This is a genomic window from Nocardia sp. NPDC004168 (assembly GCF_040610355.1).
Classification (GTDB): Bacteria; Actinomycetota; Actinomycetes; order Mycobacteriales; family Mycobacteriaceae; genus Nocardia; species Nocardia sichangensis.
Map to the genome: position 1 here is coordinate 1 of NZ_JBEXME010000039.1, position 25037 is coordinate 25037.

22 protein-coding genes are annotated in these 25037 nt (G+C 70.4%); 16 read left to right on the top strand and 6 right to left on the bottom strand.

Annotated features, from left to right (window positions below):
• Positions 1 to 313: 313 nt before the first annotated feature.
• Positions 314 to 886 carry a TetR/AcrR family transcriptional regulator gene (locus ABZW96_RS34430; protein WP_355080640.1) on the bottom strand — a complete coding sequence of 191 codons (573 nt, stop codon included), beginning with the start codon at positions 884 to 886 and terminating at the stop codon, positions 314 to 316.
• A 103-nt stretch (positions 887 to 989) separates the two neighbouring features.
• Between ABZW96_RS34430 and ABZW96_RS34435 the strand changes: the two genes are divergently transcribed.
• From ABZW96_RS34435 to ABZW96_RS34460, 6 genes are all read left to right on the top strand, one after another.
• Positions 990 to 2417: an MFS transporter gene (locus ABZW96_RS34435; protein WP_355080642.1), complete on the top strand. Its 1428-nt coding sequence runs from the start codon at positions 990 to 992 to the stop codon at positions 2415 to 2417.
• 328 nt (positions 2418 to 2745) lie between these two features.
• On the top strand, positions 2746 to 3807 hold the full coding sequence (gene pheS / locus ABZW96_RS34440) for a phenylalanine--tRNA ligase subunit alpha (protein WP_355080644.1): 1062 nt from the start codon (positions 2746 to 2748) through the stop codon (positions 3805 to 3807).
• A 33-nt stretch (positions 3808 to 3840) separates the two neighbouring features.
• On the top strand, positions 3841 to 6348 hold the full coding sequence (gene pheT / locus ABZW96_RS34445; RefSeq protein ID WP_355080645.1) for a phenylalanine--tRNA ligase subunit beta: 2508 nt from the start codon (positions 3841 to 3843) through the stop codon (positions 6346 to 6348).
• A 161-nt stretch (positions 6349 to 6509) separates the two neighbouring features.
• A complete protein-coding gene (locus ABZW96_RS34450; RefSeq protein WP_355080647.1) occupies positions 6510 to 7283 on the top strand; it encodes an alpha/beta hydrolase in 774 nt (257 codons plus the stop codon).
• Between the two features lie 39 nt (positions 7284 to 7322).
• Positions 7323 to 7841, top strand: a complete 519-nt coding sequence (locus ABZW96_RS34455; RefSeq protein ID WP_355080649.1) for a hypothetical protein — start codon at positions 7323 to 7325, stop codon at positions 7839 to 7841.
• Between the two features lie 43 nt (positions 7842 to 7884).
• Positions 7885 to 8904, top strand: coding sequence for a hypothetical protein (locus ABZW96_RS34460; protein ID WP_355080651.1), 1020 nt, complete (start codon positions 7885 to 7887; stop codon positions 8902 to 8904).
• Positions 8905 to 9212: 308 nt separating this feature from the next.
• On the opposite strand, the gene ABZW96_RS34465 is transcribed toward ABZW96_RS34460, so the two are convergent.
• On the bottom strand, positions 9213 to 9722 hold the full coding sequence (locus ABZW96_RS34465) for a DUF3558 domain-containing protein (protein WP_355080653.1): 510 nt from the start codon (positions 9720 to 9722) through the stop codon (positions 9213 to 9215).
• A gap of 394 nt (positions 9723 to 10116) precedes the next feature.
• On the opposite strand from ABZW96_RS34465, the gene ABZW96_RS34470 reads away from it, so the two are divergent.
• From ABZW96_RS34470 to ABZW96_RS34500, 7 genes are all read left to right on the top strand, one after another.
• Positions 10117 to 12534: a nitrate- and nitrite sensing domain-containing protein gene (locus ABZW96_RS34470; RefSeq protein ID WP_355080655.1), complete on the top strand. Its 2418-nt coding sequence runs from the start codon at positions 10117 to 10119 to the stop codon at positions 12532 to 12534.
• A 41-nt stretch (positions 12535 to 12575) separates the two neighbouring features.
• Positions 12576 to 12959: a roadblock/LC7 domain-containing protein gene (locus tag ABZW96_RS34475; protein ID WP_355080712.1), complete on the top strand. Its 384-nt coding sequence runs from the start codon at positions 12576 to 12578 to the stop codon at positions 12957 to 12959.
• Entirely contained in the window at positions 12956 to 13300 is a 345-nt protein-coding gene (locus ABZW96_RS34480; protein ID WP_355080657.1) for a DUF742 domain-containing protein, read from the top strand. The genes ABZW96_RS34475 and ABZW96_RS34480 overlap by 4 nt, the downstream gene beginning before the upstream one ends.
• A gap of 16 nt (positions 13301 to 13316) precedes the next feature.
• The gene (locus tag ABZW96_RS34485; protein WP_355080714.1) at positions 13317 to 13886 is read left to right on the top strand and encodes an ATP/GTP-binding protein; all 570 of its coding nucleotides are present in this window, start codon (positions 13317 to 13319) and stop codon (positions 13884 to 13886) included.
• Between the two features lie 94 nt (positions 13887 to 13980).
• Complete coding sequence (locus ABZW96_RS34490) at positions 13981 to 14400, top strand: VOC family protein (RefSeq protein WP_355080659.1); 420 nt, start codon at positions 13981 to 13983, stop codon at positions 14398 to 14400.
• Positions 14401 to 14466: 66 nt separating this feature from the next.
• On the top strand, positions 14467 to 17238 hold the full coding sequence (ppc, locus tag ABZW96_RS34495) for a phosphoenolpyruvate carboxylase (protein ID WP_355080661.1): 2772 nt from the start codon (positions 14467 to 14469) through the stop codon (positions 17236 to 17238).
• Positions 17239 to 17273: 35 nt separating this feature from the next.
• The gene (locus ABZW96_RS34500; protein WP_355080663.1) at positions 17274 to 18578 is read left to right on the top strand and encodes an amino acid deaminase; all 1305 of its coding nucleotides are present in this window, start codon (positions 17274 to 17276) and stop codon (positions 18576 to 18578) included.
• A 36-nt stretch (positions 18579 to 18614) separates the two neighbouring features.
• On the opposite strand, the gene ABZW96_RS34505 is transcribed toward ABZW96_RS34500, so the two are convergent.
• The gene (locus ABZW96_RS34505) at positions 18615 to 19172 is read right to left on the bottom strand and encodes a TetR family transcriptional regulator (protein WP_355080665.1); all 558 of its coding nucleotides are present in this window, start codon (positions 19170 to 19172) and stop codon (positions 18615 to 18617) included.
• Between the two features lie 104 nt (positions 19173 to 19276).
• On the opposite strand from ABZW96_RS34505, the gene ABZW96_RS34510 reads away from it, so the two are divergent.
• Positions 19277 to 20377, top strand: coding sequence for an FAD-dependent monooxygenase (locus ABZW96_RS34510; RefSeq protein ID WP_355080667.1), 1101 nt, complete (start codon positions 19277 to 19279; stop codon positions 20375 to 20377).
• Positions 20378 to 20381: 4 nt separating this feature from the next.
• Here ABZW96_RS34510 and ABZW96_RS34515 read toward each other — a convergent pair whose 3' ends face one another.
• Positions 20382 to 21338 carry a YafY family protein gene (locus ABZW96_RS34515; protein ID WP_355080669.1) on the bottom strand — a complete coding sequence of 319 codons (957 nt, stop codon included), beginning with the start codon at positions 21336 to 21338 and terminating at the stop codon, positions 20382 to 20384.
• Between the two features lie 62 nt (positions 21339 to 21400).
• On the opposite strand from ABZW96_RS34515, the gene ABZW96_RS34520 reads away from it, so the two are divergent.
• Positions 21401 to 22588 (top strand): epoxide hydrolase family protein, encoded by a 1188-nt coding sequence (locus ABZW96_RS34520; RefSeq protein WP_355080671.1) that lies wholly within the window; start codon positions 21401 to 21403, stop codon positions 22586 to 22588.
• A gap of 160 nt (positions 22589 to 22748) precedes the next feature.
• Here the strand turns inward: ABZW96_RS34520 and ABZW96_RS34525 are convergent, their stop codons facing one another.
• On the bottom strand, positions 22749 to 23495 hold the full coding sequence (locus ABZW96_RS34525; protein WP_355080673.1) for a phosphotransferase: 747 nt from the start codon (positions 23493 to 23495) through the stop codon (positions 22749 to 22751).
• A gap of 5 nt (positions 23496 to 23500) precedes the next feature.
• The gene (locus tag ABZW96_RS34530; protein ID WP_355080675.1) at positions 23501 to 24472 is read right to left on the bottom strand and encodes a WYL domain-containing protein; all 972 of its coding nucleotides are present in this window, start codon (positions 24470 to 24472) and stop codon (positions 23501 to 23503) included.
• A 63-nt stretch (positions 24473 to 24535) separates the two neighbouring features.
• On the opposite strand from ABZW96_RS34530, the gene ABZW96_RS34535 reads away from it, so the two are divergent.
• The gene (locus ABZW96_RS34535) at positions 24536 to 25027 is read left to right on the top strand and encodes a pyridoxamine 5'-phosphate oxidase family protein (RefSeq protein ID WP_355080677.1); all 492 of its coding nucleotides are present in this window, start codon (positions 24536 to 24538) and stop codon (positions 25025 to 25027) included.
• The last annotated feature ends 10 nt before the right edge of the window (positions 25028 to 25037 follow it).

Sequence of the window (25037 nt, forward strand, 5' to 3'; positions counted from 1 at the left end):
TGTCACCTTGACTGAGAAGTATCCGGCTATTAATCGGGGCGGGAATATTATTCGGTGGAAAATTAATGTGCGTGGCGAATCCGGTCAGGGTGCTGAGCTTGCTCCTTCGTCGCGTGCGCGGCGGCCGCGCAAACGCGAGCCGGGCCGCGAACGGAACAGGCTCGGTCTCGCTTCGCTCGAAACCTGGAGTGACGTGCGCTGGCCGCGTTGGCGTTCGAGCTCGGGACATTCGCATGTAGCTCGGGTGCCTGACCGGTGCTGAGGGTGTCCCGGGGCGCGCAGGCCCGAGCGCGAGCCGGGCCGCGAATGGAATTCAGTCGCCTTCGGTGCTCAAGTTCTCCAAGATCTCCGTCGCCCACGTCGCGGGTACCGCGTCCGGCCCCGCTACTCGCATGGCGCTCATGACGGTGAGCAGCATTCCGGTGGAGAGGAAGCGGCGCGCCTCGGTTTCCGGTGCTCCGGTCAGTTCGCGGATCAGGTGGTAGATACCGCCGAACCTGGCCCGGACCTGGTCGCCGATCTCCGGGTCCGCGCTGGCCGCGAAGCCGTGCAGCAGAAGTTGGAGCAGTTCGCGTTCGGCGAGGAAGACCGAATAGCCGGTGGCGAGGGCGGCGAGGGCTTCGTCGGGGGCCGCCTCGGGCGATGCCTCGGCGCGCGCGGCGCGGAAGATCTCCTCGATCCGGTCGCAGACGCGGTGCTGGGCGGCGCGGAACAGGTTCTGCTTGGTGCCGAACAGCCGGATCACGTAGGGCTGTGACACGCCCGCTCGCCGGGCGATCTCGTCGGTCCTGGTAGCGGCGTAACCGCATTCGGCGAACGCGGAGACCGCCGCGCGCAGCACCTGCTCGCCCCGTTCGGACGCCGTCATCCTGGTTCTGGTCGCCATCGTTCTCCGTTTTCGCTGGTACCGGCCTTGCTCTTGACATGTTATCAGTCGATGCATACCGTTTCGAGCATTAGTTATCAGTCGATTACAACAAGGACTGGACATGACCGAGACCCTTCCATCCGCCACGGCGACCGTCGCCGCGCCCGAGGCGACGATCGGCGGTCGCAGGCTCGCCGCCGTCCTCGCCGCGGTCGGTATCCCGATGTTCATGGTCACGCTGGACAACCTGGTCGTGACGAACGCGCTGCCGGTGATCCGCACCGAGTTGGGCGCCTCGCTGGCCGACCTGCAATGGTTCGTCAACGCCTACACGCTGTCGTTCGCCTCGCTGTTGCTCACCGCGTCCGCGGTCGGTGACCGACTGGGCAGGCGGCGGATCTTCCTGCTCGGCATCGCGCTGTTCACACTGGCGTCCGCGGTCTGCGCGCTGGCGACCGGACCGGGCATGCTCATCGCGGCGCGGGCGGTACAGGGATTCGGCGCGGCGGGGGTGATGCCACTGTCGCTGACACTGTTGTCGGCGGCGGTGCCGGAGAAGATGCGCAGCGCCGCCATCGGCATCTGGGGCGGGATCGCCGGCCTCGGCGTCGCGCTGGGGCCGCTCATCGGCGGCGCGGTCGTCGAAGGGCTGAGCTGGCAGTGGATCTTCTGGGTGAACGTGCCGATCGGCCTGGTCGTGCTGCCGTTCGCGCTGCGGGTGCTGGCGGAGTCGCACGGCGGCAGCCGACGAGTCGACCTGCTGGGACTGCTGCTGTCGGCGGGCGGCGTGCTGGCGGTGGTGTGGGGCGTCATCCACGGCGCCGATGATGGCTGGACGTCTCGTGGCGTGCTGTCCGCGCTGGTCGGTGGCGTGTTGCTGCTCGGTTGCCTGATCGCCTGGGAGCTGCGCACGCGGGAGCCGATGCTGCCGCTGCGTCTGTTCCGCTCCCGCGCGTTCCGGGTGAGCAACATGACCGGCTTCACCTTCTCGATGGGCGTCTTCGGCTCGATCTTCCTGCTGGCCCAGTACTTCCAGGTCGTGCAGGGCTACGGACCGCTGCAATCCGGCATCCGCACCATGCCGTGGACGATGGCGCCGATGGTGGTCGCTCCGCTGGCGGGTTTGATCGTCGACAAGGTCGGCGCCCGTGCGCTGCTCACCACCGGGCAGACACTGCTCGCCGTCGCGCTGGGCTGGATGGCGTTGGTCACTTCCGTCGACGCGAGTTACCTGTCGTTCGTCGGTCCGTTCCTGCTCGGCGGGATCGGCATGGGCCTGACTTTCGCGCCCGGCGCGACCGTGGTGATGGCCGCCGCGGCGGAGGAGGATCGCGCGATGGCGTCTGGAACCAACAACACCCTGCGGGAAGTCGGTGTCGCCATGGGCGTCGCGGTGCTGGCGTCGGTGTTCGCGGCGCGGGGCTCGTACCTGGATCCGCAGAGCTACGTCGACGGACTGGTGCCCGCGGTGTGGGTGGGTGCCGCGATCGTGGCGGTCGGCGCGCTGGGGTCGCGGTTGCTGCCCCGCCACATCACCGCCGCGCGCTGACCGCACTGTCGCGCGCTGATCGCGGAGCGCCCGGTCACTGGGTATCGGCCAGGGCCGGGCGTTTCGCGGCGGCTGTCGGAGCTGGTCTTTCGCTGCCCTGACCGGTCACCGCCTGCGAGCCTGTGACGAGTCGCGCCGTTCCGGACGGGTAGTGGAGCGGGGCCGGCGCGCGCCCGTCCGGCTCGCGGGTACCACACGGCTCGCGCGGCGTGGCGGGTAATCCGCGTGAATCCGCCGAGGCCCATCGAATACGATTGCGACCAGCAGCAATGCGGGCAGGCGTGCAGCGGTGCCCGCGAATTGATCCCCAGGGGAGAGACGGAGCATCGTGGCCGACGACATCGACGCAGGCGAGCAGAACGCGGCGCTGACCGAGGAGGCACTGGCCGCGGCCGCGGCGGCCGCCGAGAAGGCGTTCGCCGCTGCCGCCGACCTGGATGCGCTCGCGGTCGCGAAAACCGAGCACCTCGGCGGTAAGGCGCCGCTGGCGCTGGCCCAACGCGCGCTGGGCGGCCTGCCCAAGACGGAGAAGGCGGACGCGGGCAAACGGGTCAACGTCGCCAGGTCCAGGGTGTCGGAGGCATTCGAGTCCCGCCGCGCCGCGTTGCTGGCCGAGCGCGACGCCGCCGTGCTGGTCGCCGAGACCATCGACGTGACGCTGCCCGCACGCCGAGCGGCCGTCGGCGCGCGGCATCCGATCACCGTCATCTCCGAGCAGATCGCCGACGTGTTCGTCGCGATGGGCTGGGAGGTCGCCGAAGGTCCCGAGGTGGAGACCGAGCACTTCAACTTCGACGCGTTGAACTTCCTGCCCGACCATCCGGCCCGCACCATGCAGGACACCTTCCACATCGCGCCGGAGGGCTCGCGCCAAGTGCTGCGCACGCACACCTCGCCGGTGCAGGTGCGTTCGATGCTGGAACGCGAGCTGCCGATCTACGTGGTCTGCCCGGGCCGCACCTTCCGCACCGACGAACTGGACGCCACGCACACACCGGTGTTCTCCCAGGTCGAAGGCCTGGCGGTGGACAAGGGCCTGACCATGGCGCATCTGCGCGGCACGCTGGACGCGTTCGCTCGCGCGCTGTTCGGACCACAGACCCGCACGCGCATGCGGCCCAACTACTTTCCGTTCACCGAGCCCTCCGCCGAGGTCGACGTGTGGTTCCCGGACAAGAAGGGCGGTGCGGGCTGGGTCGAATGGGGCGGCTGCGGCATGGTGAACCCGAAGGTGCTGATCGCCAGCGGGATCGACCCCGAGGTGTACAGCGGGTTCGCCTTCGGCATGGGCCTGGAGCGCACGCTGCAGTTCCGCAACGGCATCCCGGACATGCGCGACATCGTCGAGGGCGACGTGCGTTTCACGCTGCCCTTCGGTATCCGGTCCTGACCCCACCCTTCGATCGAGAGAGCGAAACGTCAAGTGCGAGTAGCGCAGTCCTGGCTGACCGACATCATCCAGCGCACCAACCCGGAGTGGTCGGTGACGCCGGAGGAGCTCGACGCGGGATTCGTCCGGGTCGGGCTGGAAGTCGAAGAGCTCGACCAGCTCGAGCGGATCGCGGGTTCGGAGGAGGGCGGCGAGCCGCTGGTGGTCGGCCGCGTCGCCGAGATCACCGAACTGACCGAGTTCAAGAAGCCGATCCGCTTCTGCAAGGTGGACATCGGTAAGCCCGAGTTGCAGGAGATCATCTGCGGCGCACGGAATTTCCAGGTCGGTGATCTGGTGGTCGTGGTGCTGCCCGGCGGCGTGCTGCCCGGCGGGTTCGAGATCACCTCGCGCAAGACCTACGGTCACGTGTCCAACGGGATGATCTGCTCGGTCGCCGAACTGGGGATCGGCAAGGACCATTCCGGCATCCTGGTGCTGGAACCGGGCACCGCCGAGCCCGGCGCCGACGCCAACGCGCTGCTCGGTCTGGACGACACCGTCATCGAGCTGAACATCACTCCCGACCGCGGTTACTGCTTCTCCGTTCGCGGCCTGGCGCGCGAGCTGGCCTGCGGTTTCGATCTCGAGTACGCCGATCCGGCGGTGCGCACCCTGCCCGACCACGAGCAGGAAGCCTGGCCGACCCGGGTCGAGCCGGACTCCCGGTGCACGCGCTTCGCGGCCCGCCGGGTCACCGGCGTCGACCCGGAGGCGGTGAGCCCGTGGTGGTTGCAGCGCAGGCTGCTGTTGTCGGGCGTACGCCCGATCTCGCCCGCCGTGGACGTCACCAATTACGTGATGCTGGAGTTGGGGCAGCCGCTGCACGCCTTCGACGCGAACAAGGTGTCGGGCGGATTGGTGGTCCGTTCCGCGCACAAGGGCGAGAAGTTGCGCACCTTGGACGACGTCGAGCGCGCCCTCGACGTCGAGGACGTGGTGATCGCCGACGATTCCGGCGTCATCTCCTTGGCCGGTGTGATGGGCGGCGCGAGCACCGAGGTCGGCGCGGAGAGCACCGACATCCTGCTCGAGGCGGCCACCTGGAACCCGCTGCTGATCTACCGGACCGCGCGCAGGCACAAGCTGGTGTCCGAGGCGGGCAAGCGGTACGAACGGGTCGTCGACCCGGAGATCAACGTGGCCGCGCTCGATCGAGCGGCCACGCTGCTGGCCGAAATCGCCGGCGGCACCATCGAACCCGTGCTGACCGACGTCCGGACCCCCGTCCCGGCGCCCGAGCCGATCCGGATGGACATCGACCTGGCCGACCGCGTCGCGGGCGTCACGTACGCGACCGGCACCTCGGCGCGCCGCCTGGCCCAGATCGGCTGCACGGTCGAGGTCGGCGTCAGCGAGGCCGGGCACGGTCAGCTGGTGGTGACCCCGCCGAGCTGGCGGCCCGACCTGGCTCAGCCCGCCGACCTGGTGGAGGAGGTGCTGCGGCTGGAGGGCCTGGAGCGGATCCCGTCCGTGCTGCCGGCCGCACCGGCCGGGCGTGGGCTCACGCCGCCCCAGCGCCGCAGGCGCGCCGTCAGCCGCGCGCTGGCGTTCGCGGGCGCCGTGGAGGTGCCGCCGCCGGTGTTCCTGCCCGCCGGAGTGTTCGATACCTGGGGCCTGGACGCCGACGACCCGCGCCGCGCCACCACCAGGGTGCTGAATCCGCTCGACGTGGAGCGCGCCGAGCTGGCCACCACCCTGCTCCCCGGTTTGCTCGAGGTGGCGGTCCGCAATATCTCGCGGGGCGCGCGTGACCTGGCGATCTACGGCATCGCGCAAGTCGTGCTCCCGGGCGCGAACACCAGAGCGGTCGATCCGCTGCCGGTGGACCGGCGCCCCACCGACGAAGAGATCGCCGAGTTGCTGGACTCGCTGCCGGAACAGCCGGTGCACGTGGCCGCTGTCCTGACCGGCCGCAGGGAGCCGCGCGGGCCGTGGGGGCCGGGCCGTCCGGTCGAAGCCGCCGACGCGTTCGCCCTCGCCGACGCCGTCGGCGACGCGGCCGGTGTGACCATCGAGCGCCGTGCGGCGGCTCAGCTGCCCTGGCATCCCGGGCGCTGCGCCGAGCTGGTGGTCGACGGAACGGTTGTCGGCTACGCGGGTGAGCTGCATCCCGCCGTGCTGGAACGTTCCGGCCTGCCGCCGCGCACCTGCGCCGTCGAACTCGACTTGGACGCGCTGCCGCTGCGCGAGTCCCGGCCGGTCCCGACGGTGTCGCCGTTCCCCGCGGTGCTCCAGGACGTCTCGGTGAGCGTCGAGAAGACCGTCCCGGCGGCGTCCGTCGAGTCCGCACTGCGCACCGGCGGCGGCGAGCTGCTGGAGGACATCGCGCTGTTCGACGTGTACGAGGGCGCTCAGGCGGGTGAGGGACGTAAGTCGCTCACCTACGCCCTGCGTTTCCGTGCCACCGACCGCACCCTCACCGAGGACGAGGCAAGTGCGGCACGCGACGCGGCCGTCGCGGCGGCGGCCGACGCCGTGGGCGCGGTGCTGCGCGGCTGACGCACGCGGTCACCGCAACCGGCTACCGGCCGAGTTCGATCGTCTCCGCGGGTCGGGCGGCGACCGGCGTCCGCACCGGCCCTGCGGCGGTGGGCCGCGGCTTCGAGCGCTCGTGTCGCGGCACCCGCCCGACCCGGCCTTGCCTGTTCAGGAGTAAGAACATGGGCATGCGACACCCGGCCCGTCCGATCCTCAACGCGCTGACTTATCTGCCGGAGCGGACGGTGCTGCAAACTCCGGCGCTGCTCGGCATGGAGTACACGGACCTGTCCCTGCCCACGGCGGACGGGCAGACCGTGCATGCGTGGTGGATGCCTGCCCGCGATTCGATCGGGCACATCCTGTTCGCGCACGGGAACGCGGGCAATCTCGGCGACCGGGTGCCGATCTTCGCGTTGCTCACCGAGGCCGGTTTCGACGTGCTGGCCTTCGACTACCGCGGCTACGGGCGCAGCACCGGGAAACCGACCGAGCACGGCACCTACCTGGACGCGCGCGCCGCGCGCAGGGCGCTGCTGGAACAACCCGGCGTCGATCCGAATCGCGTGTTGTACCTGGGCAAGTCCCTCGGGGGCGGTGTCGTGCTCGAGCTGGCACAGCACCATCCCCCGGCCGGAGTGATGCTGATGTCCACCTTCAGCGGCCTGCGCGACGCGGCTCGCTCGGTGTATCCGTTCCTGCCCGCGGCCTTGGTGCCGAACGCCTATCCGAACGAACGCCGCATCCGCGCGCTGCGCGCCCCGGTGCTGATCATGCACGGCGACCAGGACGAACTGCTGCCGCTGCGGCACGCGCAACGGCTCTACGCCGCGGCGCCGGAGCCGAAACGGCTGGTGGTCTTCCCCGGAGCCGGGCACAACGATCTGATCGTCGTGGGCGGCTCGGCCTGGTACGACCTGGTGCGCGACTGGGCGGGTGCGCGCGTGCGGTCGTGAACGGCCTTCGGTGCGGTCGCGCGTGCGTAGCCTGGCGGTATGAGTGACAACAGCGAAATCGCGAGCCGGTTGGCCGGGCTGCCGGACGCGGAGCTGGCAGGTGTACTGCTGGCCGCAACGGCGGCGCGTCCCGGGTTCGCGGCGGTCCACGCCGCGCTGGTCGGGCTGTTGGAAACCGGTGATGCGGCTGCGGCCGGAGATGTGACTCCTGCCACCCCGGCAGGCGGGCCTGGGTTCCCGCAGCACACGCCCGATGTGTCGGGCCAGGTCGGCGGCGGTTCCGCGGTACCGGCGGTACCGGTACCGCCGCCGGGTATGCCGGAGTCCGCCGCGAGTGGCGGATATTCGGCCTCCGGTGTTCCTACTTTCGAGTCAGTTCGCGATAAGGTCGAGCATCGCTACGGCACCGCGCAGGGGATGGGTGAACTCGACCGGCAGACTCCAGCGGGCCGCGGCGTGGACGAACAATGGCAGGCACGTGAGCAGGCCGCGCGTGAGCGCCTGGACCGGATCCGGAAATCGTTGCACGGCAACGACGCCGACCCGCACCAGCCGTGAACCGTGCCGGGCGCGCCGCACGAGGTGTGATGGGTGGAATTCGATGAGCGAGCCGCGTGAGATCGCCGAACGGCTACTGGAGGCCCAGGTGGCATTCCTGCTCGCCGAGGTGACCGGCGAGCGTTTCGCGGAGGTGGTCGCCCGCGACACCGAGGCGGTGCTCGGAGTCGCCGACACGCTCGTCTTCCGGGACGTGGTGGAGATCGACCAGGCCAAGCAGACCGTCCGCACGGTCGTCGAGCTGATCGGCGGCAGTCCGGTTCTCGCCGATATGGTCGGGGTGTTCGCCGACTCCATCTACGACCACATCGCCGCCAACCACGACTACACGCTCGGCGAGGTGGTCGAGCGCGAGCCGGTGGAGGCGCTGCTGGAAAAGATCTTCGGCATGCACCAGGCGCAGGAGCGCATCCTGGACCGGCTCACCGAGAGCCCGCTGGTGGCCACGGTCGCGTCGAAGTTCGTGGACAAGCTGATCAACGACTTCATGCAGGCCAACCGGGAACGCGCGGAGAAGATCCCGGGTGTGTCCTCGCTGATGTCGCTGGGCCAGTCCGCGGCCAATCGCGCCAAGAAGGCCGCCGACGGCACCTTCGTCGGCGACCTCGCGGGCAAGGGCGCGCTGTTCGCCCTCAAGCGGACCAACAACGCCATCCGCGAGATGCTGCGCGATGCCCCGGTGCACGCCGCCGCGATGGAGTTCTGGGATCTGCATGCCGACGAGCCGGTCAGCGGTCTGCGCGAATACCTCAGCCGGAAGGATCTCAACGAGCTGGTACTGCTGTGCTACGAGATCGCCGTCACCACCCGCGAGAAGGAGTACTTCGGCCTGCTCCTGGACGAGTGCGTGGAGGTGTTCTTCACCAAGTACGGCGACTACACCTTGGCGGCCATGCTGCCCGAACTCGGTCTGACCGGTGACGACATCGTCCAGGAGATCCTCCGGTACGGGCCGGCGGTCATCGAGGGCGCGAAGCGCGAAGGGGTTCTCGCCGGGTTGATCCGCGAGCGCCTCGCCCCCTTCTATACCTCCGACGAGGTACTCGCCATCCTCTCTGTCTGATTTCCAGCGCCGGGCTGTGTTCGTTTTCCAGCGCCTGCGGCGCTGGGTGTTCGCGGCCCCTTCATGGCTCGCGTCCGAGCGACCGCCGCTTGCTCCTTCGTCGCGGACGCGACGGCCACTCGGACGCGAGCCGGGCCGCGAACGGCGCATGCTCGGTCTCGCTTCGCTCGAAACCGGTGGTTGAGCTGGTGTGGTTGCGTGCGAGAGTAATCGGGGGTCTGAGTTTCGCCGATGCCGCCGCGAGATGGTCGTGGTTGTCGGGTGCGCCAGGCGAATCCGTACCCGGTCCTGCGCCGAGGGGGGCGGTGCTACTTCGGCAGCGCCGGGACGATCGCTTCGCCGATGGTCGCGAGGCGATCGCAGGGGTTCTGGTCCGCGGTCTTGTTGACCAGGGTCAGTTGCAGCAGGCCCTGCCGGGCGGGGAAGAGCACGTCGCACATTTGGTCTTTGGCGGCGTCGTCCACGCGGAACTGGCGTCCGGTGCGTCCGGCGATGGTGACGTCCTGGAAGTCGACATTGCCCGGCTTCCGCTCGAACTCGGCAACGGACATGTTGTTGGAGAACACGCCGAGGGTGAAGTCGGCGCCCTTCCATCCGCAGATCTCCCAACCGGGCTGCTTCACCCCGCCGACGCCGACCTGCTTGCTCGCCGGGTCGAGTCCGGCGCTCGTCAGCGCGGCGTCGGGGATGCCGGTGCAGGGATCGAACAGCTGGGTGGCCGTGCCCGCGGCGCTCGCGGTCTGCGTGCTGGTCGTCGCGGGGGACCCGCCGGACTCGTCGCCGCAGGCGGCCAGTCCTAACGCGAGTGCGATCGCCAAGGGAACCAACGTAATTCGGTGCGCCATCCAGCCCTCTTGCCATCCGGTTTGTCGCGCCGGACTGTATCAGAGTCGGGTCGCGAGGTTTCGCGGCGGGCGAAGGTGGGTATGACACAACGAGTCTCGGCATTCGTTCGCGGATGCCGGTTTTGTCGCGCTCGTAACTCTTCGTTGCCAGTGTGTTTAGAAGTCCGCACAGTGTCCGTTTTGCCCGATTCTCGCGTTGACGGCGGGTAGGCCGTGTGACAGTTTCCCCTTGATTTCCGCGTGCTCGCTGTGGAGCAGGCGCGGCGGCTGATCGGAGGAGCAGAGGGTGGTGCGGTCACCTGGACGACCGGAGAATTCCGGCGGCACACCGGTTGTCCCCCTCCGCATTTCCGATGGTGAACGCCAGGTGTCCGGCAGCGGAATTGTGCGCCCGCGAACCATCCGCGGGCAGCTGGCCCGCATCCTCGTGGTGTCGCTCGTGCTGGTGCTCGCGCTGTTGGGCACGCTGGTGGCGCGCGAAGTGGACGCGTACCGGAAGAGCCGGGACACAGTCGCCGCGGTGACGCTCGCGCTGGCGGTGCAGGACCTGGTGCACGAGACGCAGCGCGAGCGCGGCCTGACCAATGGCCTGCTCGGCGGCGACCAGCGCTTGCGCCAGCCGGTCGACGACCAGCGCGGTGCGGTCGACCGCGCCTTGCGTGCCCTGCGGCAGGCGGCGGCGGACGGCCCGCCCGGGGCGGAGCGGGTGCGGGAGGCCGCCCGGCCGCTGGCCGATCTGGACGCGACCCGATCCACGATCGACCAGCGGCGAGAACCCCGGCAGGCGGCGTTCCAGTACTACACCGACGCGATCGACGCCCTGAACCACCTGTCCCTCGGTCTGGATCAGGCCGCCGACCCGGTGGTCCGGCACGGGCTGCAAGCGCTGTACGCGCTGGGTGAGGCGAAGGAGCAGACGGCTCGCGAGCGCGGCTTCCTCAACGGCGTCTTCGCCGCGGATGCCTTCGGGCCGGGCGAGTACGTGCAATTCCTCGACATCCGCGCGGCCAAACTGGCCGGACTGGCCGCGTTCGCCCGCGACGCGACCGGCGCGCAGCAGGCCCGCTTGGACGCCGTGCTGGACGGCGCGGACGCGGCCGCGGCCGCGGAGTCGGAGAACGTCGCGATCGCCGCGGGCGGCGGACCGCTGGCGCGCCCGGTCGATCCGATCGCCTGGTGGGCCAGGATGACCGCGGTCATCGACGCGCAGCGCACCGTGCAGCAGACGGTCGGCGCCGACGTGCGGCAGCGGGCAGAGGTGTTGCGCGGCGACGCCGCGCTGGCCCTCGGCGCGTTCGTGCTCGCCGCGCTGGCGGCGATCGCGCTGGAGGTGGCGCTGGTCGTCGCGGCGGTGCGCGCGATCGTCCGGCCGCTGGCCACGCTGGCCGCGGACGCCGACGACGTATCCGGTCGGCGGCTGCCCGACGTGATCTCGGCCTGGCGCACCGGCGACGACACCCGGCCGCCGGACCCGCCCGCCCCGGTGCGACCGCCGCCGGGGGCGGGCGTCGAGATCGTCGCCGTGGCCCGAGCGCTGGATCGGGTGCAGTCCACCGCCTTCGACCTCGCGTCGGAACAGGCGCTGGTGCGCCGCAACACCACCGAGTCGATGGTCAGCCTGGCCCGCCGCAACCAGAACCTCGTGCGCCGCCAGCTCGGCCTGATCAGCGAATTCGAACGCGAGGAGCTCGATCCCAAGGCGCTGTCGAACCTCTTCGAGCTCGACCATCTCGCTACCCGCATGCGCCGCAACGCCGAAAGCCTGCTCGTGCTGGTCGGCGAGGCGAGCCCGCGCCGCTGGGCCGAACCGATCCCGCTCAGCGACGTGATCCGCGCGGGCCTGTCCGAGGTCGACGACTACCGCAGGGTGGTGCTGCGCCGGATGGACGACGTGCTCATCGCCGGCGCGGCGGCCAGCGAACTCGCGCACATACTCGCGGAGCTGATCGAGAACGGGCTGGCGTTCTCCCCACCGGATGTCGAGGTGGAGATCTACGGGCGCGCCGGGCCCAACGGGTACCTGCTCGCGGTGGTCGACCACGGCGTGGGCATGCCCGCCGACCAATTGGCCCAGGCCAACGCACGATTGCGCGGCGAACAGGACTTCGTCGTCGCACCGACCCGCCACCTCGGCCACTACGTGGTCGGCAGGCTCGCCGAACGGCTCGGCATCACGGTCGAACTGAGCGTCTCGCCGGTGAGCGGCATCGTCGCGCGCCTGACGCTGCCGCCCGGCATGGTCGAGACCGAGCCGGATCGGCGCGACGATCCCGCCACCTCCCACACCGCCACGGTGGGCGATACCGCTGGGTCTGCCACCGGTTCGAGGCCACAATCGCGCGGTACCGCTACCGCTACGACCGCCGACCGCCCACCGGCGCACGCGGTGAACGCCGGGTCGTCGCCCTACACGCAGTTCGTTTCCGCGCCGACCGAGCCGACAGCGAACGTCGGCCGCACCGAATCCCGCCGCTCAGAAGAGCCGTTCGGCCCGGCGCCGAGCGACCCCGGGGCGCGGCACACCAAGAACGGCTTGGTGAAACGAAACAAGAAGGCCCGCGCTGCCGCCACCGGCGCGCGGCCCGACGCGCCGCCCCGCATGGAGCCCGCCCCCGCGGTCGAGCGCTCACCCGAGGAGATCCGCAGCATGCTGTCCTCCTTCCGGACGGGACATCAGCGTGGCGCGCCCGCACGGCACGCCGCCGCGCGGGACGACCGCGTCCGCGCCGCCGACGCGGCGCCCGAATTCCAGCCCGCCGCGACCATGGCAGAGGAGATCCGGTGACCACCCACATATCGAGCGCCGACCCGCACACGTTCAATTGGATGCTGGCCAACTTCGTTCGCGAGACCGACGGTGTGCGCGAGGCGGTCGCGGTGTCCTCGGACGGCCTGCTCATCGCCATGTCCGAAGGATTGGACCGCGCCTCCGCCGACCGGCTCGCCGCCATGGTGTCCGGGCTGGTCGGGCTGGCCCGCAGCGCCTCGCGCAGCTACTCCTTCGACGGCCTGAAACTGATCATGATCGAGATGAGGCGCGGGTTCCTGCTCGTCTCCGCCATGGGCGACGGCAGCTGTCTCGGCGTGATCGCCGACAGCGGTTGCGACGTCGGTCTGGTCGGCTACGAGATGGCGGTGCTCGCCGACCGCGCTGGTGCGCTGCTCGATCCCGCGCTCATCGCCGAACTGCGTGAGTCGCTGCGGCGATGAGACACGAATTCGCCTCCGGCGAGGACCGATTCGTGCGGCCCTTCGTGGTCACCGCGGGACGCACCAGGCCGCTGCTGGACGGACTGCGCATCGAGACGTTGGTGCGGGCCGAGCCCGCAGCGCTGTCCGCGCCGCTGCGTTTCGAGCAGCGCACCCTCGTGCGGCTGTGCCAGCGGCCGCACTCCATCGCCGAGATCGGCGCCGCGCTTGGCGTGCCGGTCGGGGTCGCCAAGGTCGTGGTCAGCGACCTGGCCGCCACCGGACACGTGACCGTGCGCTCGGCCGACCAGCTCACCGCCGCCGCCATCGAGAGGATCAGGGACCTTGTCCGGGCACTCTGACATGCGAACGCCAACCATGCCGTCCTCGGTGAAAATCGTGGTCAGCGGTGGTTTCGGCGTCGGGAAGACGACATTCATCGGAGCCATCTCCGAAATCGAGCCGCTGGTGACGGAGGCGGCGATGACCGAGATGGCCGTCGGCGTGGACGACGCGGGGCATCGGGCCGACAAGACGCAGACCACGGTCGCCCTCGACTTCGGGCGCATCACCCTGGACAGCTCGCTGCTGCTGTACCTGTTCGGCACGCCGGGCCAGGACCGTTTCGTCTTCCTGTGGGACGACCTGGTCGACGGTGCGCTCGGCGCGGTGATCGTGGTGGACACCGGCCGCGTCGACGACTGCTATCCGGTACTGGACTATTTCGAGGCACGCGGCACGCCGTTCGTCATCGCGGTCAACCGCTTCGACGGCAGCACGCGTTTCGACCTCGACGAGGTCCGCGAGGCGCTCGAACTGGAGGATTGGATCCCGGTGCTGGAATGCGATGCCAGGCAGCGCGATTCGGTCAAGGAGGTGCTGGTCTCGCTACTCGAACAGGTCCTGTTGCACCGGGCGGATCACCTGACCGCAAGGGACGCGGGCTGAGAATCGCCGCGAGATTGCGCCGCGACCGATGAATTCGCCGCGCGTGCGTCGTCCGTACTGTTGCCCGGCCCTGACGAACAGAAGGAGCATCATCATGAGCAACGGCGCGGACCTCGGCCTCACCCACATCGGCGTGCTGGTCGGTGACCAGGACAAGGCCTTGGAGTTCTATCGCGACGTGATCGGTCTGGAAGTGCGTGCGGACTTGCCGTTCGCCGGTGGGCGCTGGCTGACCGTCGGGCCGGCGAAGCAGCCGGGCATCGAGTTCATTCTGGAGACCCCCGAGATGGTGCCGGACGAGGCGGCCGCCGCGGCGGCGCGGGCCCGGCTGGCCAACGGGGCGCAGGGCACGTTGATCTTCACCACCGACGCCGTGGACGCCACGTTCGCCCGGCTGCGCGACGCCGGGGTGGAGGTGACGCAGGAGCCGATCTCGCAGCCGTACGGCGTCCGCGACTGCGGGTTCCGTGACCTGTGGGGCAACCACCTGCGCTTCTCCGAACTTCCCGGCTGAGCCGGGCGCGGCCGGTGTGGGCCGCGTCGCATTTCCCGGCGGGCCGGAGGACAATACTGTCTGATCATGGGTGAAACGACGAGCGAGACCCAACAGGACGCCATCCGGCCGCTGCGCGACGACATCCGGTTCCTCGGTGGCGTGCTCGGCGACACCATTCGCGACCACGAGGGGCCGGAGGTCTTCGACCTCATCGAGCGCGTGCGCATCGAAGCGTTCCGGGTGCGCCGCGAGGAGGTCGGGCGCAGCGCCGTCGCGGAGATGCTCGACGGAGTGGACATCACGGTGGCCCTTCCGCTCATCCGCGCGTTCAGCTACTTCGTGCTGCTGGCCAATCTGGCCGAGGACATCCAGCGCGACCGCCGCCGCGCCGCGCACGAGACGGCGGGCGAACCGCCGCAGGACTCGTCACTGGCGGCCACCTACCGCAAGCTGGACGCGGCGGCGCTGGACGGAACCCGGGTCGCGGATCTGCTGGCCGACGCGCTGGTGTCGCCGGTGATCACCGCGCACCCGACCGAGACGCGCCGCCGCACCGTCTTCGACGCGCAGGCCCGGATCACCGAGCTGATGCGCCTGCGCCAGCGCTACGCCGAGAACGAGCGCGAGCGCGCCGACCTCGAGCGGCGAATCCGCCGCCAGGTGCTGAGCCTGTGGCGCACCGCGCTGATCCGCTTGGCGCGCTTGCGCATCCAGGACGAGATCTCGGTGGGTCTGCGCTACTACGACCTGACCCTGTTCGACGTGATCCCGGCGATCAACGCGGAGGTACGCGCCGCGCTGCGCTCGCGCTGGCCCGGCGTCGAGCTGCTGCCGCGCCCGATGCTGCGTCCGGGTTCGTGGATCGGCGGCGACCGCGACGGCAACCCGTACGTCACCGCCGAGGTGGTGCGGCAGGCCGCCTCCCGCGCCGCGGGCGTCGCGTTCGAGCGCTACCTGCGCGATCTGGTGGAACTGGAGAAGACGCTGTCGTTGTCGGCCCGGTTGGTCGCCGTGACGCCCGAGGTCGCCGCGCTCGCCGAGACCGGGTACCCCGATCCGGCGACGCACGCCGACGAGCCGTATCGCCGTGCGCTGCACCACGTCCGGGCCCGGCTGACCGCCACCGCGCTGGCGGCGCTCGAGCAGGTGCCGCCGAACGGCCTCGATGCCGGGGCGCGGCCCTACCCGACTCCGCAGGCCGTCCTGGACGACTTGGACGCGATCGACGCCTCGCTGCGGCGCAGTGGCGACGGCCTGCTCGCCGACGATCGCCTCGCCACGTTGCGCCACGCCCTGGAGACGTTCGGCTTCCATTTGCAGAGCCTGGACATGCGCCAGAACTCGGAGGTGCACGAGCAGGTCGTCGCCGAACTGCTGGCCTGGGCCGGGGTGCACTCCGACTACGCGAGCCTGCCGGAGTCGCGCCGGGTGGAACTGCTCGCCGCCGAGCTGCGCACTCGCCGCCCGCTGCTCGGTCCGCACGCCCGGCTGAGCGAACTGGCCGTCAAGGAACTCGGCATCGTCCGCGCCGCCCGCGACGTGGTGGACACGCTCGGCGCGGCGGCGGTGCCGAACTACATCATCAGCATGTGCACGTCGGTCAGTGACCTGCTCGAAGCCGCCCTGCTACTGAAGGAGGGCGGTCTGCTCGACCCGGGGGAGCCGGACGGGCCGCCGAGTTGCCCGGTAGGCATCGTCCCGCTGTTCGAGACCATCGAGGACCTCGGCGCGGGTGCGGCCACGCTGTCGGCGGCGCTGGAGGTGCAGGTCTATCGCGAGCTGGTGGCCGCGCAGGGCATGCGCCAAGAAGTGATGCTCGGCTACTCCGACTCCAACAAGGACGGCGGGTATCTGGCCGCCAACTGGGCGCTGTACCGGGCGGAGCTGGATCTGGTCGAGGTCGCCCGCAAGACCGGCATCCGGTTGCGGCTGTTCCACGGCCGCGGCGGCACGGTCGGTCGCGGCGGCGGCCGCAGCTACGACGCGATCCTCGCCCAGCCGGCCGGAGCGGTGCGCGGCTCGCTGCGGCTCACCGAGCAGGGCGAGGTGATCGCCGCGAAATACGCCGAACCCGGTGCGGCGCATCGCAATCTGGAGTCGCTGATCGCGGGCACCCTGGAGTCGACGCTGCTGGACGTGGAGGGTCTCGGCGCCGACGCCGAGCCGTCCTACGGCATCATGGACGACCTGGCGGCCCGCGCCCGAGCCGCGTACGCGCGGCTCGTGCACGAGACACCCGGATTCGTCGAGTACTTCCGGCAGTCCACGCCGGTCGCCGAGGTGGGCGATCTGAACATCGGCAGCAGGCCTGCCTCGCGCAAGCCGACGAATTCGGTCGCGGACCTGCGCGCCATCCCGTGGGTGATGTCGTGGAGTCAGGCGCGGGTGATGCTGCCGGGGTGGTACGGCACCGGTGCCGCGCTGGAGGAATGGATCGGCGGCGACCCGGAACGTCTGGCGACCTTGGCGGATCTGTATCGCCGCTGGCCGTTCTTCCGCACGGTGCTGTCCAATCTGGCGCAGGTGATGGCCAAGAGCGATCTGGACATCGCCGCCCGCTACGCGGAACTCGTGGACGACGTGGCGTTGCGGGAGCAGATCTTCGGCATGATCCGCGACGAACACGCCCGGACCGTCCGCATGCACGCCGCGATCACCGGCAACGATCACCTGCTGGCCGACAACCCGTCGCTGGCCGAGTCGATCCACAACCGCTTCCCCTACCTGGAACCACTGAACCAGATGCAGGTGCAGCTGCTGCGCCGCCTCCGAGCCGGGGACGACTCCGAACTGGTGAAACGCGGCATCCTGCTGACGATGAACGGCCTGGCCACCGCCCTGCGCAACTCGGGTTAGCCGCCGAAGGGCCCGCGTCCGGTAGGAAGGACGTCGTGTCGATCGACGAAGCAGCCGTGGCGGCGCTGGCGGACCGCCGGATCGGTCCCGAGCACAAGGGCATGCCACCCGCGTTCTGGGGGCGGACCGTGCGCGAACTCCGCGCTGCCGCACCGGCGCTCGATCAGCTGGAGACGCCGGTGCTCACGGTCGATCGCGCGGCCCTCGCGGAGAACATCGCGGTCATGGCCGAGTGGGTGCGGGCGGCAGGCGTTCGGCTGGCGCCGCACGGCAAGACGACGATGGCGCCGCAGGTGTGGGCCGATCAGCTGGCCGCGGGCTCATGGGGCATCACCCTTGCCACCATCTGGCAGACGCAGGTGGCGCGGTCCTTCGGCGTCGCGCGGGTGCTGCTGGCCAACGCGCTGGTGGACCCGGTCGGATTGCGGTGGGTCGCGGCGGAATCGGCGCGCGATCCGTCTTTCGAGTTCTACTGCTGGGCCGACAGCGCCGAAACGGTCGCTTTGATGGACGCGCACCTGCGCACCGCCCCCGAGTCGGCGCGGATCCGGGTGCTGGTGGAACTCGGCGGCCCGCACGGCAGAACCGGCGCACGCACGGTGGAACAGGCGCACGCCGTAGCTCGGGCGATCGCCGGCGCGTCCCGGCTGACGCTCGCCGGGGTGGGCGGTTACGAGGGCGCGCTCGCACACGACCGCACCGCGACCGGCATCCGCGCGGTGCGCGACTACCTCGGGGAACTCGCCCGGCTGCACCGGGAACTCGACGCGGCGGGGCGATATCGCGGTCCGGCCGTCGTCACCGCCGGTGGGAGCGCCTATCCCGAGCTGGCGCTCGAGTACCTCGCCCCGCTGTCCGACGAGCAGGGCAGGCAAGGTGTCGCGACGACGGTCGTGCTGCGCTCGGGCGCGTATGTCATCCACGATGACGGCTTCTACGCGAGCATGTCGCCACTGGCGGCTCCCGAGTGCGCGCGGCCGCTGCGCTCGGCGATGCACGGCTGGGCACGCGCACTCTCGCGCCCGGAGCCCGGCCTCGCGTTGCTCGACGCGGGCAAACGTGATCTGCCTTTCGACGAGGGGATGCCGGTTCCGCAGCGCGTCGCGGGACCGCGGGGCGGTGCGCTCGACTCGGACGCGACGGTCTCCGCGCTCAACGACCAGCACGCCTTCCTCCGGTTACCGGGCGGCGCCGCCACCGAGTTGCCCATCGGGGCGGTCGTTCGGCTCGGTCTGTCACACCCGTGCACGGCTTTCGACAAATGGCGGCTGATCCCGGTGATCGATGACGCCGACGCGCCCTCGCCGCGAGTGGTGGATCTCCTGCACACGTTCTTCTGACGGGTGGCGCCGGGCTCTCGGCCGCGACGCCCGGCGCTAGTCGTTCGAAGCGATCAGCGCGCGCACCAACCGGTCCAGCACCGGACGCGGATCGAAATCCGGTGTCGGATCGACCAATTGGTGCAGGATGATGCCCTCGAGCTGGCCGACCAGGATCTGCGTCGTCGCCCGGTCCCCGCCGACGTTCGCCAGCAGGCTCGCGGCCCATTCGGTCAGCCTGCGGTGGCCGCTCCGCACGGTCTCACGCAGCGCGGGCGAGGTCCGCGCTTCTTGGAACAGCGCGTAGCGCGCCAATGTCCGTGTGGGGTCGGTTCGCACCGCGTGGACGACGAAGGCGGCCGTGCCGTCGACGAGGTCCTCGATGGTGGCGGGGGCGGGTCGCCGGTTGAGCGCCTCCCAATCCGCGTAGTCGCGAGCTTCGAGTCGCTCGGCGATGCCGGTCAGCAGCGCCGCACGGGTGCGGAAGTAGTTGGACGCCGATCCGGCGGGCATGCCCGCGACCTCGTCCACCGCGCGGTGGGTGAGGGCTCGGATCCCGCGGGACCCGAGCAGCTCGATCGCCGCGTCCAAGACGAGTTCGCGCTTACCGGACATTCCTCGATACTACAGCGGTAGTGATACCGGTTACAGTCCGGCGCGGCGACACTACATACGTAGTAACGTTCGGGGAACCGAGTGGTCCGGAGAAAGGGGAAACGATGCCCGAGGTGGTCATCGTGGGCGGTGGCATCGGTGGTCTGGCGACCGCGGTCGCCTTCCTCCGGCAGGGCCTGCGCGTCGAAGTGCTCGAGCGGAGTGCCGAGATCACCGAGGTCGGGGCGGGGTTGTCCTTGTGGCCCAACGCCCTGCGTGCTCTCGATGTACTCGGCCTGGGCGACGCGGTGCGGGCACGGGCCGTCGAGGAGGGCGCTGCGGGTATTCGCGACCGCACCGGGCGGTGGCTGACCAGGATCGACGCCGAGAAGCTCCGGGCGGCGTACGGCAGCCCGATCATGCTGCACCGCGCCGATCTGGTGGACATTCTGCGGTCGGCCATCCCGGCGGAGGCGCTGCGCACCGGTGTCACCGTGGCCGAGGCGAGGGTGGACGGCACGGTGGTGCACTCGGCCGGGACGTCCAGCGGAGACTTCGTCGTCGGCGCCGACGGCATCCGCAGTGTGGTGCGCCGCGCCGTCTGCGGCGAGATTCGGCCCCGCTACGGCGGATACACCGCATGGCGTCTGGTCGTCACGCCGCACCAGCCGGTCACCGATATGGGCGAAAGCTGGGGGCGCGGTGAGCGTTTCGGGTACGCGCCGCTCGCGGACGGCCGGGTCTACTGCTTCGCCACCGCGAACATGCCCGCGGGCACGGCGAGCGGCGGGCTCGCCGAGTTGCGCGCCCGGTTCGGCGGCTGGCACGAGCCGATTCCCGCCCTGCTCGCCGCGGCCGGGAACGCCGAGGTACTGCGGCACGATCTCTACGACCTGCCCGCGCTGAAAACTTTTGTGGCAGAGCGGATCGCGCTCGTCGGCGACGCCGCGCACGCGATGATGCCCAACCTCGGGCAAGGCGCCTGCCAGGCGCTGGAGGACGCCGTGGTGCTGGCCCGGGTCGTGACCCGCGACGGTGACCTGACCGCCTACGACCGGGAACGCGGGCCGCGTACCCGGATGATCGCGGCTCGCTCGCGCCGGATCGGCGCGGTGGCGCAACTGTCGTTCCCGCCCGGCGTCGCGCTGCGGGACGCCTTGCTGCGGGCGATCCCCGGCTCGGTGCAACTCAGGTCGTTCGCGCCGGTCCTGGATTGGCGCTGCTAGCTCGCTACGGCGCGAAGTCGCGTACCGCGCGCTCGCAGCGGGCGGCCTGGGCGCGGAGCGCGTCGAGGAGTTCCGGTGGGCCGGTGAGCACGGTGAAGTCGAGATCGACCGAGGTGATCATCCAGACCAGCTGTTCGGGCGTCTCGCTGCCGACATGCAGGCGGCAGCTGTGCTCGTCGACGGCTTCCACGACGCCCGCACCGGGCCAGACGCGTCCGGCGGCGTCGTCGGCCGATCGGTGCAGCAGCACCGTCGCCTGATACGGCCACGAGTGGGCCGACAGCCGCATCGAAAGATATGCCACGACATCGCCTTCCGGCGGCTCCCGGGGCGTGAAGCGCGGCCCGGTCGGAATCCGCGGGGTCATCCGGTCCACCCGGAAGGTGCGCCAGTCGGTGCGGTCGACATCCCAGGCGACCAGGTACCAATGCCTGCTGAAGTGCACGAGGGTGTGCGGCTCGACGGTGCGCGGGCCGAGCGCGCCGTTGTGCGCGCGGTAGTCGAACCGGAGCCGTTCGTGGCGCTGGCACGTTTCGGCGATGGCCATGAGCGTGTCCGGATCGACCTGCGGCGCCGGTGCGCCGACGCGCAAGGTGGCGCCGCGCAGGGTGCGGATCCGGTGCCGCAAGCGCGGCGGGAGCACCTGCTCCAGTTTGGTCAGCGCGCGCAGCGATGCCTCTTCGAGCCCGGTCACGGTGCCGCCGCGCAGCCCGACCGCCACCGCGACCGCTTCGTCGTCGTCGAGCAGCAGCGGCGGCAGCGCTGTCCCCGCGCCCAGCCGGTAGCCCGCGGCGCCGCGGGTGGCATGGATCGGGTAGCCCAGCTCGCGCAGCCGGTCGACGTCGCGGCGAACGGTGCGGCCGGTGACGCCGAGCCGTTCGGCCAGTTCGGTGCCCGTCCGGTCCGGACGGGTCTGCAGCAGAGTCAGCAGGGCGAGCAGGCGGGCCGACGTTTCCAGCATGACGCCAGCATGCCCGGAAGTTAGGAACGCTCCCGTCCTAAGCCCTTCCTACCGTGGCCGATATGACTACCGAACCGAACATTCGCCCCTTCCGCATCGCCATCCCGCAGGAGCAGATCGACGATCTGCACCGGCGCCTCGCAGGCACGTCGTGGCCGAGCGACCTGCCCGGCGCCGGATGGGACAAGGGCATGCGAGTGTCCTACCTGCGACCGCTGGCCGAGTACTGGCGTACCGAATTCGATTGGCGCGCAGTGGAAGCAGAGCTGAACGAGCTGCCGCAGTTCGTCACCGACATCGAGGGGCAGCAGGTGCACTTCTTGCACCTGCGCTCGCCGGAGCCGGATGCCATGCCGCTGGTGCTCGGGCACGGCTGGCCCGCGTCGTTCGTCGAGTTCCTGGAGTTGCTCGGACCGCTGAGCGATCCGCGCGCACACGGCGGCGACCCGGCCGACGCGTTCCACGTGGTTGTGCCCTCGCTGCCGGGTTTCGCGTTCTCCACGGTGGCCCCGGACCCGGGTGCGGGCTCGACCGAGCGGTTCGCGGAGGTGGTCGCGGCACTCATGGCGCGTCTGGGCTACCACCGCTACGGCGTGCAGGGCGGCGACGCGGGGTACTTCGTCGCCGCCCAACTGGGCCATATCGACCCCGAGCATTTGGTAGGCCTGCACGTGAACGGCCCGATCACGATTCCATCCTGGGACGGCGACGCCGAAAACTCCGGCGGCCCGGACGAATACGTGGCTCAGGCGGAATGGTCCGCGGCGGATCAGGCGAAGCTGGACACGATGACCGGTCCGGACAGCTATGCCCGCTACGACTACGCGACCGTGCAGGCGAACCGTCCGCAGACGCTCGCGATCGGCCTCCAGGACTCACCCGCCGGGCTGCTGGCTTGGATCGCCGACCTGTTCCGGCAGTACACCAACCCGGCGATCGAGCTGCCCGACGACGCGGTGGACCGGGACGCGCTGCTGACCAACGTCAGCCTGTACTGGTTCACCGGAACCTTCGCCTCCTCGCTGCGGCTCTACAGCGAATCCGCGGTCTGGGGCGCGCCGACGCGGAAGTCCGATGTGCCGACCGCGGCGGCGATCTTCCCCGGCGACATGTCCGTCCGCAAACTCGCCGAAGACGCGCACAACATCGTCCGGTGGACCGAGTTCGACCGCGGCGGGCATTTCGCGGCGATGGAGGCGCCGGATCTGCTGCTCGCGGACGTGCGCGAGTTCTTCCGCACGCTGCGCTGATCCGGCCCACTCGTCCACAGAGCTGACCGGGCCGGACACCACCCGGCGGCCGCGCACGGCCGGTGAGTGGTCCATCCGTCGATGGACCTCGGCGGATCCGCTTGTCCCGCCGGGCTTTCCCGGGTCGAATGTCGGTGCGGCGGCACGCTCGAGACCCGGATCATCCGTCGTACCGGAGTGCCGCTTCGAAGGCGGCGCGGTGGGCGCTGGTGTAGGCCTGTTCCCGTTCGGACCAGGCGATGCGGGAGGCGACCTGCTCGGGGCTGGTGCCGCGATGGCCGGGGTCGGCCAGCTGTGCTGTCCACCAGTGGGCGTTGCGGATCTGGCGGTCGAGCATCGCGTCGACGACGTTGGCTCGCTCGGCATTGGTGAGGCCGTAGGCGTCGGCGAGGATTCGCACCTGGGCTGCCTGGGCGGGGGCGGGTGGTGCGTCGGGCTTCGAGGAGACGCACCACGTCCAGGCCAGGTATCCGAAGTCTTCGAGCGGGTCGCCGGGGGCGGCGGTGTCGAAATCGATGAAGGCGACCGGTCGGGCATTCCGGAAGACGGTGTTGTTGGGGCCGGGGTCGTGGTGGCAGACGACCGGCCGGCCTGCCGTGAGGCCGCTGTCGCGGGTCGCGTCGTGGAGCGAACGGAGCAGGGCCCCTGCCGCGGCGACCTGGGTGTCCGTCCAGCGCTGGAACCTGGCGGGCACCCATCCGGGCAGGTAGGTGAAGGTATCGCGGCCGGTGTCGTCGATTCCGAGATAACGCGGTGCGCCGGCGAAACGGACTTGCTGGAGGTGCGTGAGCAGTTCGGCGACGAAGGCCGACGAGGCGGTGGCGGGTCGTCGCACTGTGTCGCCGACGCGGACCACGCCGGGGGTGATTCGTCCTCCGGTCAGGGGGATTTCGGCATCAGGTGACATAGGAACTACTTCCCGGAGTAGCGCGCGTGCATGGCGGCGGCGGTCGCCGCGAGTCGCGCGCGCAACTGCGGTGGGTCCAGAACCTCGACGTGCTCGCCGAGCGGCAGCAGGCCATGGGCGAGCACGTCGTAGGACTCCGACGGAACCACCACCTCGACCCACCCTTCGGCATCGGGCGGTCCCGCCGAGGCCAGTGCCTCCGCGACCGCCGCCGGATCGTTCGTCAGCCGCAGCAGGCGCAGGTGGGTGGCGGCGATCCGGCAGCGCGCCCGCACGCGCAGCATCGAGCGCGCGAATTCGTCGGCGGCCTCGGACCAGTGTGTGCGCAGATCGAATTGCGCTGGGCGGGAGAAGGTTTCGCCGGTCTGCTCGGCGGCGAGTATCCGGCCGACCCGGTACGAGCGCGGTGTGGACCCGCTGCGCGCCACCAGATACCAGGTGCCCGCCTTGAGCACCAGACCGAGCGGGTCGAGCAGGCGCTCGACCACTTTGTCGTTGCGGCGGTAGCGCACCCGCAGCCTGCGGTCGTGCCAGAGCGCGTCGGCGATCGTCGCGAGCATCGGCGTCTCGTCCGGCCGGTGGAACCAGCCCGGCGCGTCGACGAGCACACGTTCGGCGATGCGCGTCGCCCGCCCGCGCAGTTCCGGCGGCAGCGCGGCGAGCACCTTCAACTGCGCGGTGGCCAGCACGGTGCCGAGTCCGAGATCGGCGGCTGCACCGGGCAGACCGGTCAGCAGCACCGCGTCGGCTTCGTCGGTGGTGAGGCCGGTGAGCCGGGTGCGGTAGCCGTCGACCAGCCGCACGCCACCGGCCCGGCCCGGCTCGCTGTAGACCGGGACACCGGCCGACGAGAGGGCCTCGACGTCGCGGTAGACGGTGCGCACCGACACCTCCAGTTCCCTGGCCAGTTCGGGCGCGGTGAGCCTGCCCCGCGTCTGCAACAGCAAGAGCAGCTGCACCAGTCGACTCGCTCGCACGTAGGCGACACTAGCCGGAAACCTGGACAGAAGATGGCAAGTATTCACCGTACCGTCGCCGGTATGACCACTTGGAGCCGGTTCACCGAAGAAGCGCCGCACATCGCCGAGATCTTCCTGCGCAGGCACCGCGCGGCGGGCAATCTCTGCATGCTCGGCACCATCCGTTCGGACGGATATCCACGGATCAGTCCGATCGAGCCGCGCGTCTTCGATGGGCTCCTGGTGATCGCGGGGATGCCGGGCACGACCAAGTTCCGCGATCTGGCGCGCGATCCGCGCTTCTGCCTGCACACCGCCACGGTGGACACGAACGTTTCCGACGGCGACGCCAAACTCTTCGGCACGGTCGTCGAGCTTCCTGACCGCGACGTGCACGTTCGCTTCGCTCAGCACCTGTTCGACGAGACCGGGTTCGACATCAGGGGCCAACAGTTCGACCACTTCTACGTCGCCGATCTCACCGGCGCGTCGACAGTGGAGGTCGCGGGCGACCACCTCGACATCACCATCTGGAAACCGGGCGAAGGCGAACGCGTGGTGCGCAAGCACTGACCCGGCGCCG

Bases quoted from the DNA above. Each gene is read 5' to 3' on its own strand.
- ABZW96_RS34520 (WP_355080671.1), top strand. From the start codon at position 21,401: ATGACTACCGAACCGAACATTCGCCCCTTCCGCATCGCCATCCCGCAG.
- ABZW96_RS34435 (WP_355080642.1), top strand. From the start codon at position 990: ATGACCGAGACCCTTCCATCCGCCACGGCGACCGTCGCCGCGCCCGAG.
- ABZW96_RS34480 (WP_355080657.1), top strand. From the start codon at position 12,956: ATGAGACACGAATTCGCCTCCGGCGAGGACCGATTCGTGCGGCCCTTC.
- ABZW96_RS34475 (WP_355080712.1), top strand. From the start codon at position 12,576: ATGCTGGCCAACTTCGTTCGCGAGACCGACGGTGTGCGCGAGGCGGTC.
- ABZW96_RS34460 (WP_355080651.1), top strand. From the start codon at position 7,885: ATGAGCGAGCCGCGTGAGATCGCCGAACGGCTACTGGAGGCCCAGGTG.
- ppc (WP_355080661.1), top strand. From the start codon at position 14,467: ATGGGTGAAACGACGAGCGAGACCCAACAGGACGCCATCCGGCCGCTG.
- ABZW96_RS34535 (WP_355080677.1), top strand. From the start codon at position 24,536: ATGACCACTTGGAGCCGGTTCACCGAAGAAGCGCCGCACATCGCCGAG.
- ABZW96_RS34485 (WP_355080714.1), top strand. From the start codon at position 13,317: ATGCCGTCCTCGGTGAAAATCGTGGTCAGCGGTGGTTTCGGCGTCGGG.
- ABZW96_RS34505 (WP_355080665.1), bottom strand. From the start codon at position 19,172: ATGTCCGGTAAGCGCGAACTCGTCTTGGACGCGGCGATCGAGCTGCTC.
- ABZW96_RS34455 (WP_355080649.1), top strand. From the start codon at position 7,323: ATGAGTGACAACAGCGAAATCGCGAGCCGGTTGGCCGGGCTGCCGGAC.
- ABZW96_RS34525 (WP_355080673.1), bottom strand. From the start codon at position 23,495: ATGTCACCTGATGCCGAAATCCCCCTGACCGGAGGACGAATCACCCCC.
- ABZW96_RS34430 (WP_355080640.1), bottom strand. From the start codon at position 886: ATGGCGACCAGAACCAGGATGACGGCGTCCGAACGGGGCGAGCAGGTG.
- ABZW96_RS34450 (WP_355080647.1), top strand. From the start codon at position 6,510: ATGGGCATGCGACACCCGGCCCGTCCGATCCTCAACGCGCTGACTTAT.
- ABZW96_RS34490 (WP_355080659.1), top strand. From the start codon at position 13,981: ATGAGCAACGGCGCGGACCTCGGCCTCACCCACATCGGCGTGCTGGTC.
- ABZW96_RS34510 (WP_355080667.1), top strand. From the start codon at position 19,277: ATGCCCGAGGTGGTCATCGTGGGCGGTGGCATCGGTGGTCTGGCGACC.
- ABZW96_RS34515 (WP_355080669.1), bottom strand. From the start codon at position 21,338: ATGCTGGAAACGTCGGCCCGCCTGCTCGCCCTGCTGACTCTGCTGCAG.